The sequence below is a fragment of the Marichromatium sp. PS1 genome (assembly GCF_041155115.1).
GTDB classification, from domain to species: domain Bacteria; phylum Pseudomonadota; class Gammaproteobacteria; order Chromatiales; family Chromatiaceae; genus Marichromatium; species Marichromatium gracile.
Window position 1 is genome coordinate 222,030 of the sequence record NZ_BAAFHB010000002.1, and the last position, 13,129, is coordinate 235,158.

Sequence of the window (13,129 nt, forward strand, 5' to 3'; positions counted from 1 at the left end):
ACCGACTCCCGGAGATGTGGATCACGCCCGCGCGACTCCGGCGACGGGCACTCGTGAATGGATCGGCCGATCGGCACTCAGCCGAGTGCGGCATTGAACAGGGGATCGGCCAGCAGCCGTTCCAGGCGCAGCACCGCCACCGCCTCGTCGTCGACCCGATAGGCCGTATCGATATAGCGCGCGCTCAACCCCAGCCCATCGGGCAGGGTCTCGACCCGGGCGTCGTGACGGACATGACGCATGCCGAGCGTCTCCGAGACCACCAGCCCGCAGGGCGACTCGACCTGACGCACCACCAGCACCCGGTCGCGGGCGCGACGCCGCCCCGGCGGGACACGGCGCTCGCCGGGCTGCCCTCCCTGGGTCAGCACCGCCAGGTCGCTGATCGGCAGCAGGGTGCCGCGATTGTTGGCGACCCCGAGAAACCAGGGCTGGGTGCCGGGGACGCGGGTGATCTCGACCGGGACCTCGAGCACCTCGGCGATCTGTTCCAAGGGGGTCAGGAACTTCAGGTCTCGCACCCGAAACAGCACCGCCGCCCAACTGTCGGGCGGGGGCGCGTCATGGGGGAGCGCGGTGCGCTGGGCGCGACAGCTGGCGTCGAGCTGACGGATCAGGGCATGCAGCTCGGTCGCGGCGGTAGCGGTCTCGGTCATCCCCTCAACCCTCCAGCGCCACGCGCACCCGGTCAAGCAGGGTCGCGGCGTCGACCGGTTTGATCAGGTAATCGACCGCGCCCTGACGCAGCCCCCAGGTACGATCGGTCTGCTGATCCTTGGTGGTCACCATGATCACCGGGATGTCGGCGGTCTCGGCATCGCGCTGCAACATCCGCGTGGCCTGGAAGCCGTTGAGCACCGGCATCACGACATCCATCAGGATGAGGTCCGGGTGCGAGCGACGCGCGACGGCGATCGCCTCCTCGCCGTTGGTCGCGGTCTCGACCCGGTAGCCCGCCTGGGTGAGGACCTTGGCGAAGATCCGGGTCTCGGTCGGGGAGTCGTCGACCACCAGCACCCTGGCGCCGGGGGTCGGCGGCTGGGTGGTGTCGTCGGCGGTCGCGTCCGTCTTGCGAAAGAAAGGTCTCATGGCTGCGCTCACGAGCCCGACGGGCTCCGTTCGGGGGCGCGACCGAGGTTGTCGCGCACCGCTGCCAATAGTTCCTCTCCGGTGAACGGCTTGGAGAGATAGAGTTGGGCCCCGACCAGCCGGCCCTTGGCGCGATCGAAGAGCCCGTCCTTGCTCGAGAGCATCACCACCGGGGTATGGCGGAGCGCGGCGTTGCCCTTGATCAGGGCGCAGGTGTGATAGCCGTCGAGACGCGGCATCATGATGTCGACGAACACCAGGTCGGGTCTGAAGGAGACGATCTTGCCCAGGGCCTCGAAGCCGTCGGCGGCGACCATGACCTCGCAACCGGCCTTGGCCAGCAGGTTCTCCGCGGTCCGGCGGATGGTCTTGCTGTCATCGATCACCAGGATCTTGGCGCCGGTCAGATCGGCATGGTCCGAAGGATCCGTCACGCTGACGACCTCTCGAGTCGGCACGATTGAAGCGTACACCCGGACGCGCCCCATGGTGACCGTCGACGTCGACGGCGGGGAGCCGCTATCGCACTCGCGGCACCGGAACACGGGCGCGGGGAGGCGCGCAGGAGGGCTCTCGTCGATGACGGCCCAGCCGACTATCGACGCAGCAAGTCTAGCAGCGCTGCGCGCGTCATCGCCAGGCGGCATTTGCCCGCCGGCGCACGAATGTGAGTCCACAGCCTCCAGCCTCCAGCCTCCAGCCTCCAGCCTCCAGCGAGGAAGCTTGGCACCTGTGGCTGGCGACTGGTCGCTAACGACCAGCCCATCACTGGTATCTAGCGGCTGGCGACTGGTAGCTGGTCGCTGATGGCTGGCGACTGGTCGCTGGCGGCTGGTCGCTGGTGGCTGGTGGCTGGTGGCTGCAGTACACTGCCCTCCATGAGCATCGACATCGGCATCGTGATGGACCCGATCGGGTCGATCAACACCAAGAAGGACAGCAGCCTCGCCATGCTGCTGGCGGCGCAGCGGCGTGGCTGGCGCCCCTGGTACATGGAGCTCGGCGACCTCGCGCTCGACGGCGATCGCGCGCTCGGGCGGATGCGCCCGCTGGAGGTCCGCGACGACCCCGCCGACTGGTACACACTCGGCGAGCCCGAGGTCCGTCCGCTCGGCGCGCTCGATGCCCTGTTGATGCGCAAGGACCCGCCGTTCGACATGGAGTACGTGTTCTCGACCTATCTGCTCGAGCACGCCCAGGCCGCCGGCTGTCTGGTGGTCAACGACCCGCGCAGCCTGCGCGACGCCAACGAGAAGCTGTTCACCGCGCGCTTCCCGCAGTGCACCCCGCCGACCCTGGTGACCGCCAGCGCCACCGACATCCGCGCCTTTCTCGGGCACCACGGCGAGATCGTGCTCAAACCGCTCGACGGCATGGGCGGGGCCTCGGTGTTCCGGGTCGGCGCTCACGACCCCAATCTCGGTGTCATCATCGAGACCCTGACCCTGCATGGCCGTCGCTACTGCATGGCACAGCGCTATCTGCCCGAGATCGCCGACGGCGACAAGCGGATCCTGATGGTCGACGGCGAGCCGGTACCCTATTGTCTGGCGCGCATCCCCGCGCCCGGCGAGAGCCGCGGCAATCTCGCCGCCGGGGCCAGCGCCGAGGCGCGGGCACTGAGCGAGCGCGAACGCTGGATCGCCGCCCAGGTCGGCCCCGAGCTGCGCGCGCGCGGCATCCTGTTCGCCGGGCTGGACGTGATCGGCGATCATCTCACCGAGATCAATGTCACCAGCCCCACCTGCATCCGCGAACTCGACGCCGCCCACGGGCTCGATATCGCTGGCGCTTTGATGGATCGCATCGCGGCCCGACTCGACGCCCGGGACTGATCCGGGATCGCGCCCCTCAGGGCCGGCCGCACCAGACCGCCGCAACCCCGAGGAGTGCCCCATGTCGTTCACGCACCCCCTGTCGGTCGTCGTCCGCCCCGCCCTGCTGGCACTACTGCTGCTCGCACTCGGCGGCTGCCGCGAGGCCACGCCGGTGAACACCACCAGGCTGCAGGCCTTCGGCGAATCGCTCGACCTCACCCTGGTCGGGGTCGCGCCCGAGCAGGCCAGACGCGCCCGGGCGGAACTCGCCGAGGATCTCGCCTTCCGCACCCGAGCCTGGAACCCGTGGACGCCGGGCGCCCTGGCCGACCTCAACCGCCGACTGGCCACCGGCGCACCGGTCACCGCGCCACCCTCGGTACTGCCGCTGCTGCGCACCGGGCAGCGGCTCGCCGCACAGAGCGAAGGGCTCTACAATCCCGCCCTCGGCGGGCTGATCACGCTCTGGGGATTCGATCGCGTCCCGCCACGCGCCGCGCCGCCGACCCAGCGGCAGCTCGAGACACTGCTCAACTCGGCACCGCGCATCGACCAGATCGAACTCGACGGCATCGAGATCCGCGCCGCCGCGCCCGGGACCCGGCTCGACTTCGGTCGGCTGGCACCGGCGCTGGCCGTCGACCTGGCGATCGCGCGGCTGCACGAGTTGGGCATCGTCAACGCCCTGATCCAGCGCGACGGCGACTGGCGCGCCAGCGGCGACCGTGGCGGCCAACCCTGGCGGGTGCCGATCCTGCGCGCCGGTGGCTCCGGGGTGCTCGCCATCGTCGCGCTGCGCCGCGACGAGGCGCTGGGCACCGTGGCCGACCACCAGCGCGACTTCATCCACCAGGGCAGGATCTATCATGACGTGCTCGACCCGCGCAGCGGTCGCCCGGCGCGCGCCACTCGTGCGGTCACCGTGCTCCTGCCCGATCTGGCCAGCGCCACCGTGGCCGCCCGCGCGCTCTTCGTCGCCGGTCCAGAGCACTGGCTCGAGGTCGCACAGCGGATGGGGGTGACCGAGGCGCTGCTGATCGATCGCAGCGGCGAGGTCCATGTCACCCAGGCGCTGTGGAGCCGGCTCGAGCGCATCGACCCGGGCGCCCGCATCCACCGCGTCAACCCGATCACCACCGAGGCTGCAACCATCGCCCCATGACCGATCGCCCGACCCCGTCACCGGCCTCGCTGCCGGCAGAATTGCTGACCCCGCCCTCGCCCAAGGGCGACAACCGTACCCTGGCGCTCGCGCTCGGCGCCGCCGTCCTGCTGCACCTGGCGGCACTGCTCGCGCTCGCCGCGCGTCCCATGCCAGCGCAGCAGCGCCCGATCCCGGACTCGGCGCTCGAGGTGCTGCTGGTACAGAGCCCGAGCAACACCGATCAGCCTCAGCCCGAGGCCCCCGGCGGGCTGCGCAACCGCAGCGGCGAGTCGATCCACGGCGATGCCGCACACAGCCAGGAAGGCGATGGCGAGACGCCGCCCCCGGGCGCGCTCGCGCCCGTCCCGCCGCCACCCGACACCGAGACGGCGCAGGCCCCCTCGCCCCCCGCGCCCCCGCCGACGGCACCCGCCCCGCTCACCGCACTGAGCCTCGAAGGCAGCGACCGCCCAGGCGCCGCGCCCCAGCCACTGCCACCACCACTGCCGCAGCCACCAGCGATCGACGCCGCGCAGATCCTCGCCAGTCGCGATCGCACCGTCGCCCGACTGGCCGCACAACCGGCACCCGGACTCGAGCAACCCGACGGGCTGCGCCGACGCGCGGTGAGCACCAGCACCCGCGAGATCCGCTACGCCAGCTATCTCGCCGCCTGGACGCGCAAGGTCGAGCGCATCGGCAACATCAACTACCCCCAGGCGGCCAAGGAACAGCGCATCTACGGCAGTCTGCTGCTGCACGTCTCGATCCGCGCCGACGGCAGTCTCGTCCAGGTGCGGGTGGTCCGCTCGTCGGGCTACGACCTGCTCGACCAGGCGGCGGTGCGCATCGTCGAGCTGGCCGCGCCCTTCTCGCCCTTCCCGCCGGACATCGCCGCCGAGACCGACGTGCTCGACATCGTCCGCAACTGGCAGTTCATGCGCGGCGACACCCTCGGCTGGGAGCAGTAATCGCGTGAGCGGTGCCATCCATCCAGACCGAAGGGGTACGGCTCGGACCATCCGCAACCACATCAACCGCACCCCTTCGGTCAAGGCGGCGCCGAGCGGCGCATCCTCGCACTTGCCTCGGGTTGCGCCGCACCGGATACTAGGGGCCATGGCCTACAGCTCCTCACTGACCAATCACTTCCTGATCGCGATGCCGGGTCTTCAGGACCCCAACTTTGCGCGTACCGTGACCTATGTCTGCGAGCACACGGAGCAGGGTGCGATGGGCATCGTCATCAATCGCCCGCTGGAAGTGACCCTCGGCGAGCTGCTCGCGCAGCTCGAGATCCCCACCGACGACGCCGAGCTGCAGGCGAGCCCGGTCTATCAGGGCGGACCGGTGCAGACCGACCGCGGCTTCGTGTTGCACGCCGCCGGGCCGACCTACGACTCGACCCTCGGCATCACCGAGGAGATCAGCGTCACCACCTCGCGCGACGTGCTCGAGGCGATCGCCCGCGGCGACGGACCGGAACGCAGCCTGGTGGCCCTCGGCTACGCCGGCTGGGGCGCCGGTCAGCTCGAACAGGAGATGAGCGCCAACGCCTGGCTCAACGGCCCGGCGAGCGACGACATCATCTTCCACATGGATACCGGCGAGCGCTGGCTGGCCGCGGCGCAGCTGCTCGGGGTCGATCTCAACCTGCTCAGCGGCGAAGCCGGCCACGCCTGAGCGCGCGGCGAGCGCGATCTGGAGCACCCATGGCAACCCTGCTCGGCTTCGACTTCGGGACGCGCAAGATCGGCATCGCCGTCGGTCAGACGGTGACCCGTTCGGCGACCCCGCTGACCACCCTGCGCAACCGCCAGGAAAAACCCGACTGGCCTCGTATCGAGTCGCTGATTCGCGAGTGGCAGCCGGAGGCGCTGGTGGTCGGCCTGCCCTTCAACATGGACGACACCGAGGTCGACTGGTCGGGACGGGTGCACCGCTTCGCCCGTCAGCTCAATGGCCGCTTCGGGCTCGAGGTCCATCTGATCGACGAGCGCCTGACCTCGCTCGAGGCCCAACGGCTGATCGCAGAAGGACCCGCAACAGCCAAATCGACAACGCCGGACGCCGTCGATGCATTCGCGGCGGCCCTCATCCTGGAAACCTGGCTCTGTGAGCAACACCAACATCTGGAAGGACGCCGCGCAGATCGATGAGGCCATCGCCCGCATGGCCGACGATCTCGCCGACCTGCTCAAGCGACGCGCGATCGACGACGCGCTGATGATCGGCATCCACACCGGCGGCGTGTGGGTCGCCGATCGGCTGCACGCCCGTCTCGGACTCGAGGCCCCGCTCGGTCATCTCGACATCTCCTTCTATCGCGACGACTTCACCCGCATCGGCCTGCACCCCCAGGTCCATCCCTCCTACCTGCCGGTGGGGGTCGACGACCGTCACCTGATCCTGGTCGACGACGTGCTGCAGAGCGGGCGCACCATCCGCGCCGCGCTCAACGTGCTGTTCGACTACGGTCGTCCGGCCTCGGTGACCCTCGCCACCCTCGCCGAGCGCGAGGCCGAGCGCGAGCTGCCGATCGCCGCCGACGTCGTCGGTCTGCGCGCCCAGCTCGACCCCGACACCCAGATCAAGCTCAGCGGTCCCGAGCCGCTGGTGATGCTGCTCGGGCACACCCCGGACAGCGACGATCAGGGGGCGCAGGCATGAGCGCACTGACCCCTCAGCTCCACGCCAACGGCAAGCTCCGCCACTTCCTCACCCTCGAGGGACTGGATGCTGCGCTGCTGCACGAGATCATCGACCGCGCCAGCGGCTTCCTCGGCGTCTCCGACCAGGCGGTGAAGAAGGTCCCGCTGTGTCGCGGCAAGGTCATCGCCAACCTCTTCTTCGAGACCAGCACGCGCACCCGCACCACCTTCGAGCTGGCCGCCAAGCGGCTCTCGGCCGACGTGCTCAACCTCAACATCTCCACCTCGGCGACCGCCAAGGGCGAGACCCTGCTCGACACCCTGCGCAACCTCGAGGCGATGCACGTCGACATGTTCGTGGTGCGTCACGCCACCAGCGGCGCGGCGCACTTCATCGCCGATCACGCCGCACCACACGTCAGCGTGGTCAACGCCGGTGACGGGCGTCACGCCCACCCCACCCAGGCGATGCTCGACATGCTCACCATCCATCGCCACAAGGCCGATTTCAGCCAGCTACGGGTGGCGATCATCGGCGACATCCTGCACTCGCGGGTGGCGCGCTCGCAGATCATCGCCTTGCACACCCTTGGCGTCCCCGAGGTGCGGGTGATCGGTCCGCGCACCCTGATCCCGGCCCAGGCCGAGGAGGCGCTCGGGGTGCGGGTGTGCCACGACCTGCGCGAGGGACTGCGTGACGTCGACGTGGTGATCATGCTGCGGCTGCAGCGCGAGCGCATGAGCAGCGCCCTGCTGCCGAGCGAGCACGAGTACTTCCGGCTCTACGGCCTGACCGAGGAGCGTCTCGCCGTCGCCCACCCCGAGGCGATCGTGATGCACCCCGGCCCGATCAACCGCGGGGTCGAGATGGACTCCCAGGTCGCCGACGGCGAGCGCTCGGTGATCCTCGAGCAGGTCAGCAACGGCATCGCCGTGCGCATGGCGGTGATGTCGATGTGTCTCGGCAACCAGAACCTGCAGCATTCCCAGAGCGCCGGAGCCACCGATGGCCAGTAGTCCCAAGATCACCATTCGCAACGGTCGGCTGATCGACCCGGCCTCCGGCATCGACAGCCAGACCGACCTGCACATCGCCGAGGGCCGGGTCGCCGCCATCGGCGCCGCGCCCTCCGGTTTCCAGCCCGACCGCACGCTCGACGCCAGCGGCAGGCTGGTGCTGCCCGGCCTGGTCGACCTCTCGGCGCGGCTGCGCGAGCCCGGTCACGAGCACAAGGCGACCATCGCCAGCGAGACCCGCGCCGCCGCCGCCTCGGGGATCACCACCCTGTGCTGTCCGCCCGACACCCAGCCGGTGATCGATACCCCGGCGGTGGCGCAGCTCATCCAGCAGACGGCCAACCGCAACGGCTATGCCCGGGTGCTGCCGATCGGCGCACTGACCCGCGGGCTCAAGGGCGAGACCCTGGCCGAGATGGCCGCGCTCAAGCGCGCCGGCTGCCCGGCGCTCGGCGAGGCCGAGCGCCCGATCCGCAGCACCCATGTGCTGCGCCGCGCGCTCGAGTACGCCGCCTCCTTCGCCATGCCGGTGTTCCTCCACCCGCTCGACCCCGAGTTGAGTGCCGGTGGCTGCGCCCACGAGGGCCGCATCAGCGCCCGACTCGGCCTGCCCGCCATCCCCGAGGCCGCCGAGACCCTGGCCGTCGCCCGCGGTCTGGCGCTGGCCGAGCAGACCGGCGCACGCATCCACTTCCGCGGTCTGTCGACGGCGCGTGCCGTGGCCCTGCTGTCCGAGGCGCGGCGCCGCGGCGTGCGCGCCAGCGGTGATGTCAGCATCCACCAGCTGTTCCTCACCGAGGACGACCTCGCCGGGCTCGACGCCAACTGTCATCTGCTGCCGCCGCTGCGCACCCTGGCCGATCGCGAAGCGCTGCGTGCGGCCGTGGTCAACGGCGACCTCGAGGCGGTCTGCTCCGACCACCAGCCCCACGACGCCGACGCCAAGCTCGCCCCCTTCCCCGAGACCGATCCCGGGATCGCCGCGCTCGAGACCCTGCTGCCGCTCGCGCTGCGACTGGTCGAGGAGGGCGTGATCGGGCTGCCCGAGATGATCGCCCGGCTCACCACGGGACCGGCCGGGGTCGTCGACCAGCCCTATGGCCGACTCGGCATCGGCGAGATCGCCGACGTCTGCGTGCTCGACCCCGAGGCGCGCTGGACGCTGACGCCCGAGACCCTGCTCGGTCGCGCCGGCAACACCCCCTTCATCGGGACCGAGATGCACGGACGCGTGAGCTGGACCCTGCTCGGCGGGCGCGTCGTCTTCGAGCGCGTCGAGCAGGACTGAGCCCGCGCCCCACCGTGGCGCCGCCCTGCTCGGCGGCGCCACGGATGGACCCGGGCACCATCGACAACCGGACGGAGACCGCCGCCGTGGACATCGCCGAACTCCTCGCCTTCAGCGTCAAGAACAACGCCTCCGACCTCCACCTCTCGGCCGGTCTGCCGCCGATGATCCGGGTCGACGGCGACATGCGTCGGATCAACGTCCCGGCGCTCGACCATCGCGCCGTGCACTCGCTTGTCTACGACATCATGAACGACAAGCAGCGCAAGGATTACGAGGAGTTCCTCGAGACCGACTTCTCCTTCGAGATCCCCGGGGTGGCGCGCTTTCGTGTCAACGCCTTCAACCAGAAGCGCGGTGCCGGCGCGGTGTTCCGCACCATCCCTTCCAAGGTCCTCACCCTCGAGGACCTCCACGCCCCGGCGATCTTCAAGGAGATCGTCAACGTGCCGCGCGGCCTGGTGCTGGTCACCGGCCCCACCGGGTCGGGTAAGTCGACCACGCTGGCGGCGATGATCGACCACCTCAACGACAACGACTACGCCCACATCCTCACCATCGAGGACCCGATCGAGTTCGTCCACGCCAGCAAGAAGTGTCTGGTCAACCAGCGCGAGGTCCATCGCGACACCCTCGGCTTCAGCGAGGCGCTGCGCTCGGCGCTGCGTCAGGACCCGGACATCATCCTGGTCGGCGAGCTGCGCGACCTCGAGACCATCCGTCTCGCACTCACCGCCGCCGAGACCGGTCACCTGGTGTTCGGCACCCTGCACACCACCTCGGCGGCCAAGACCATCGACCGCATCATCGACGTCTTCCCCGCCGCCGAGAAGGAGATGGTGCGCGCGATGCTCTCGGAGTCGCTGCGCGCGGTCATCGCCCAGACCCTGCTCAAGAAGATCGGCGGCGGCCGGGTGGCGGCGCACGAGATCATGATCGGCACCCCGGCGATCCGCAACCTCATCCGCGAGGCCAAGGTCGCGCAGATGTACTCGGCGATCCAGACCGGCCAGGCCCACGGCATGCAGACCCTGGATCAGAACCTCAAGGAACTGGTGCAGCGCGGCGTGATCAGCCGCAAGGACGCCACCCTGAAGGCGCAGAACAAGGACAGCTTCATGTAAGCGGCCGGGGGATTATTGAACCGCGAAGACACCAAGGTCGCTAAGGGTTTGGAGCGAGCTGCTCAAAGGCGACTGCGGCTGAAACTAGAGGCCGAAAAGCGCGCACACCGCTCGCCCCCTTCATCCTTGCGATCCCTTCGCGCCCTTCGCGTCTTGTATCTTGCCACCCCGTGGTGGTTAGCTCCCACCACGCGAGATTGAGGCAGCTCGATTGCGCCTGAAGGCCTGGACCTTGTCGCTAAGACCAAGCCCTCGATCTCTCTTCTCATGCCAGTCTCGACACTGAACGGTATCCAAGGGGCGAACCCTGCATGGACAAGGCGAGTGGGTATGAGGACTGGCCCAGGATCAAGGAGTGGACGACGATGATGTCTCTCGGAATCGATGTCTCGAAGGCGAAGCTGCACACCGCGCTGGAGCTGAGCGAGCAGGAGCGGGTCAAGCTCAAGACCAAGACGGTGCCCAATACCGCCACGGGGGTGGAGGCGCTGATCGACTGGCTGGGGCGTCAGGGGGCGAGGCCGGAGGCGGTCCATGCGGTGCTGGAGGCCACCGGCCCTTACCACGAGACGGCCGCCGAGCTGCTCCACGGGCGTGGCCTGACGGTCTCGATCGTCAACCCGGCCCAGGCCCGGGACTTCGCTCGCGGTCTGGCGGTGCGCACCAAGACCGACGCGGTCGATGCCAAGGTGCTGGCGCGCTTCGGCGCGCTCCTCAAGCCCGCGCCCTGGACGCCGCCCTCGCCCGAGGTGCGCGCCCTGCGGGCGCTGCTGGCCCGTCAGCGCGCCCTCATCGAGGACCTGCGCCGCGAGCGCAACCGCCTGGAGAAGGTCGAGGCGACCCACACCCCGGCGCTGGTGCGCGACTCGGTGCGCGAGAGTATCGCCTTCCTCGAAGAAGCCCTCGCCAAGCTCCAGCAACAGATCGACGACCACCTCGACGGCCATCCTCAGCTACGCGAGGACGTCGACCTCCTCACCTCGATCCCCGCCGTCGGCCTCAAGGTCGCTCAGCGCTTCGTGGCGCTGCTGCAAAGCCGTCCCTTCACCTCGGCCCAACAGTTCGCCGCCTACCTCGGGCTCGTGCCCGTCGAGCGACAGTCGGGCACCTCCGTGCAGGGGCGCGCCAGACTCTCCAAGGCCGGGCCTGCCCATGCCCGCGCCACCCTCTACATGGCCGCCGTCACCGCCATTCGCTACAACCCACACGTCAAGGACCTCTACGAACGCCTCCTGGCGCGCGGCAAGCCCAAGATGGTCGCCCTCGGCGCCGCCATGCGGAAACTCGCCCACATCTGCTTCGGCGTGTTCAAGAACCGTCGCCCCTACCAGCCCGATTACGCTTCCGCGGCTTGACGGGAAAGACGGTATCTTGGCGGTTCATTCTCTCTAAATGATGCGACGATAACGCACCCGCTGGCGGCTGAAGGCAAGCCGCCGAGCCTCAATTACTGGTGGCTGACGGCTGAGGGCTGGCCGCTGAAGGCTGACCGCCCGATGCCGCGGTACAGCCGCTCCAGCGGCTCGGGAACAGGCTCTCGACCACCCCGGAGCGGTGCACCACGGCCATCCCCAGCACGTGCCCGCGATAGCTCGCGACCACCTGGCCATAGGCGCCGGCGGCGAGCTGCTCGGGGTGTGGCGCGAAGGTCTCGCGGCGCAGGTAACGATCGCGCTGCTCGGCGTCGAGTTCGATGCGGTGCGCGCTCGCCTCGCGCCCGAGCAGCAGCGCCCCGGCGGTGGTCGGCTTGGGCGGGCGTACATTGGTGCGATGGAAGAACAGGCCGCTGGCCTCGGGACGCGGCGCCCGCGGCGGGCAGTGATCGGCGGCGCTCAGGTGCAGACCGCGCTTGGTCTGGCGGTGCACCCGATAGCGTGCCCAGATGTCCTCGGGCAGGCCGTAGCGCGACGCCACCCCCTCCAGCCAGGGGGCGATCTCGGCCGGATCGCCGGGCGGCGTCACCGGCACATGGCCCTGACGGTTCGCCGCGACCTCGGCGGGCTTCTCCAGCACCGCGATGAAGAAACCGCCGCTGTCGTTGTGGTGCGGCCAGATACGCATGCAGCCGGCGAGCCGCGGGTCGAGCGCGCGCCCCTGCCACTCGGTGAGCCCCGGCGCGCAGCGGATACCTGGCAGCGCCGCCGGTAACAGCCGCAGCCCCTCGCCCGCGGCGGCGAGTACCGCGTCGAGCACCAGCTCGTTCTCCTCCGGCGCGAAGGTACAGGTCGAGTACACCAGTCGCCCGCCGGGGCGCAGCAGCCGCACCGCCTTCTCCAGCAGCAAGCGCTGCTTGGGCGCGAGCCGCGCGGCGTTCTCCGGCCCCAGCCTGCCGAGCAGCGAGGGGGTACGCCTGAGCGTGCCCTCGCTCGAACAGGGCGCGTCGAGCAGGATGCGGTCGAACTGACCACCGCGCAGCGGCCAGTTCGAGGCATCCTTGCAGGTGGTGCTGACGTTGATCACCCCGAGCCGGTCGAGATTGCCCTGCAGCGCCTTGATGCGATCGCTGGAGATGTCGTTGGCGACCAGGGTGCCACGGTTGCCGAGGGCGAAGGCGATCTGCGCGGTCTTGCCACCGGGGGCGGCGCACATGTCGAGCACCCGCTGTCCCGGGGCGAGATCGAGCAGCAGCGCCGGCAGCTGCGAGACCAGCTCCTGGGCGTGCGCGAGCCCCGCGCAATACCACCAGTGCTGACCGGTGCGCGCCTCGGGGGCGAGACGCAGCGCGCCGGGCAGCGCCGCCAGCGGCTCGGCCGCGACCCCCTCCTCGGCGAGCAGCGCCGCCAGCCCGGCCACCGAGATCCGTGTCGGGTTGGCCCAGATGCAGGGCGCCAGTGGACGCCCGAGGGCGGCGACGAAGGCGTCCCAGTCATCGATCAGGTCACGGTAACGGGTCAGCGCGGAGGCGGCGATCTGCGCCGGGGTACACGACGCGGCAGCGCTGCCGCGGGGGGATCGGTCGGTCATGGATCGGGTACTCGGTGACAGGAAACCCGCGCACG

General features: G+C 69.9%; 14 protein-coding genes. 10 read left to right on the plus strand and 4 right to left on the minus strand.

What is annotated here, in order from left to right; all coding sequences use genetic code 11:
* Nucleotides 1-77 precede the first annotated feature (77 nt).
* The 3 genes from ACAM26_RS02260 to ACAM26_RS02270 are packed head-to-tail and all read right to left on the minus strand — an operon-like array spanning nt 78 to nt 1,523.
* Nucleotides 78-656 carry a chemotaxis protein CheW gene (locus ACAM26_RS02260; RefSeq protein WP_123141763.1) on the minus strand — a complete coding sequence of 193 codons (579 nt, stop codon included), beginning with the start codon at nt 654-656 and terminating at the stop codon, nt 78-80.
* Between the two features lie 4 nt (nt 657-660).
* Complete coding sequence (locus tag ACAM26_RS02265) at nt 661-1,089, minus strand: PleD family two-component system response regulator (RefSeq protein ID WP_223806174.1); 429 nt, start codon at nt 1,087-1,089, stop codon at nt 661-663.
* Between the two features lie 8 nt (nt 1,090-1,097).
* Nucleotides 1,098-1,523 carry a PleD family two-component system response regulator gene (locus tag ACAM26_RS02270; RefSeq protein ID WP_062276543.1) on the minus strand — a complete coding sequence of 142 codons (426 nt, stop codon included), beginning with the start codon at nt 1,521-1,523 and terminating at the stop codon, nt 1,098-1,100.
* Nucleotides 1,524-1,967: 444 nt separating this feature from the next.
* Between ACAM26_RS02270 and gshB the strand changes: the two genes are divergently transcribed.
* The 10 genes from gshB to ACAM26_RS02320 all read left to right on the plus strand — a co-directional run bounded on the left by gshB (nt 1,968) and on the right by ACAM26_RS02320 (nt 11,485).
* Entirely contained in the window at nt 1,968-2,924 is a 957-nt protein-coding gene (gene gshB / locus ACAM26_RS02275) for a glutathione synthase (protein WP_123141764.1), read from the plus strand.
* Between the two features lie 61 nt (nt 2,925-2,985).
* Nucleotides 2,986-4,068 (plus strand): FAD:protein FMN transferase, encoded by a 1,083-nt coding sequence (locus tag ACAM26_RS02280; RefSeq protein ID WP_123143431.1) that lies wholly within the window; start codon nt 2,986-2,988, stop codon nt 4,066-4,068.
* Complete coding sequence (locus tag ACAM26_RS02285) at nt 4,065-5,021, plus strand: energy transducer TonB (protein ID WP_132228371.1); 957 nt, start codon at nt 4,065-4,067, stop codon at nt 5,019-5,021. The genes ACAM26_RS02280 and ACAM26_RS02285 overlap by 4 nt, the downstream gene beginning before the upstream one ends.
* Nucleotides 5,022-5,169: 148 nt before the next feature.
* Nucleotides 5,170-5,733, plus strand: a complete 564-nt coding sequence (locus ACAM26_RS02290) for a YqgE/AlgH family protein (RefSeq protein ID WP_123141767.1) — start codon at nt 5,170-5,172, stop codon at nt 5,731-5,733.
* Between the two features lie 29 nt (nt 5,734-5,762).
* Nucleotides 5,763-6,209 (plus strand): Holliday junction resolvase RuvX, encoded by a 447-nt coding sequence (gene ruvX, locus ACAM26_RS02295; protein WP_005222999.1) that lies wholly within the window; start codon nt 5,763-5,765, stop codon nt 6,207-6,209.
* Nucleotides 6,166-6,720, plus strand: a complete 555-nt coding sequence (gene pyrR / locus ACAM26_RS02300; protein ID WP_123141769.1) for a bifunctional pyr operon transcriptional regulator/uracil phosphoribosyltransferase PyrR — start codon at nt 6,166-6,168, stop codon at nt 6,718-6,720. Before ruvX ends, pyrR begins: the two co-directional genes overlap by 44 nt.
* A complete protein-coding gene (locus ACAM26_RS02305) occupies nt 6,717-7,718 on the plus strand; it encodes an aspartate carbamoyltransferase catalytic subunit (RefSeq protein WP_005223002.1) in 1,002 nt (333 codons plus the stop codon). Before pyrR ends, ACAM26_RS02305 begins: the two co-directional genes overlap by 4 nt.
* Nucleotides 7,708-9,006 carry a dihydroorotase gene (locus ACAM26_RS02310; protein ID WP_123141770.1) on the plus strand — a complete coding sequence of 433 codons (1,299 nt, stop codon included), beginning with the start codon at nt 7,708-7,710 and terminating at the stop codon, nt 9,004-9,006. The genes ACAM26_RS02305 and ACAM26_RS02310 overlap by 11 nt, the downstream gene beginning before the upstream one ends.
* A gap of 86 nt (nt 9,007-9,092) precedes the next feature.
* Nucleotides 9,093-10,130, plus strand: a complete 1,038-nt coding sequence (locus ACAM26_RS02315) for a type IV pilus twitching motility protein PilT (protein ID WP_369613060.1) — start codon at nt 9,093-9,095, stop codon at nt 10,128-10,130.
* A 365-nt stretch (nt 10,131-10,495) separates the two neighbouring features.
* Entirely contained in the window at nt 10,496-11,485 is a 990-nt protein-coding gene (locus tag ACAM26_RS02320; protein WP_369613000.1) for an IS110 family transposase, read from the plus strand.
* An 88-nt stretch (nt 11,486-11,573) separates the two neighbouring features.
* Here the strand turns inward: ACAM26_RS02320 and ACAM26_RS02325 are convergent, their stop codons facing one another.
* Nucleotides 11,574-13,094 carry an RsmB/NOP family class I SAM-dependent RNA methyltransferase gene (locus ACAM26_RS02325; protein ID WP_369613061.1) on the minus strand — a complete coding sequence of 507 codons (1,521 nt, stop codon included), beginning with the start codon at nt 13,092-13,094 and terminating at the stop codon, nt 11,574-11,576.
* Nucleotides 13,095-13,129: the final 35 nt, after the last annotated feature.

Excerpts from the sequence above, each read along its gene's own strand:
- ACAM26_RS02260 (WP_123141763.1), bottom strand. The coding sequence starts at position 656 with ATGACCGAGACCGCTACCGCCGCGACCGAGCTGCATGCCCTGATCCGT.
- ACAM26_RS02265 (WP_223806174.1), bottom strand. The coding sequence starts at position 1,089 with ATGAGACCTTTCTTTCGCAAGACGGACGCGACCGCCGACGACACCACC.
- gshB (WP_123141764.1), top strand. The coding sequence starts at position 1,968 with ATGAGCATCGACATCGGCATCGTGATGGACCCGATCGGGTCGATCAAC.
- ACAM26_RS02280 (WP_123143431.1), top strand. The coding sequence starts at position 2,986 with ATGTCGTTCACGCACCCCCTGTCGGTCGTCGTCCGCCCCGCCCTGCTG.
- ACAM26_RS02285 (WP_132228371.1), top strand. The coding sequence starts at position 4,065 with ATGACCGATCGCCCGACCCCGTCACCGGCCTCGCTGCCGGCAGAATTG.
- ACAM26_RS02290 (WP_123141767.1), top strand. The coding sequence starts at position 5,170 with ATGGCCTACAGCTCCTCACTGACCAATCACTTCCTGATCGCGATGCCG.
- ruvX (WP_005222999.1), top strand. The coding sequence starts at position 5,763 with ATGGCAACCCTGCTCGGCTTCGACTTCGGGACGCGCAAGATCGGCATC.
- ACAM26_RS02305 (WP_005223002.1), top strand. The coding sequence starts at position 6,717 with ATGAGCGCACTGACCCCTCAGCTCCACGCCAACGGCAAGCTCCGCCAC.
- ACAM26_RS02310 (WP_123141770.1), top strand. The coding sequence starts at position 7,708 with ATGGCCAGTAGTCCCAAGATCACCATTCGCAACGGTCGGCTGATCGAC.
- ACAM26_RS02320 (WP_369613000.1), top strand. The coding sequence starts at position 10,496 with ATGATGTCTCTCGGAATCGATGTCTCGAAGGCGAAGCTGCACACCGCG.
- ACAM26_RS02325 (WP_369613061.1), bottom strand. The coding sequence starts at position 13,094 with ATGACCGACCGATCCCCCCGCGGCAGCGCTGCCGCGTCGTGTACCCCG.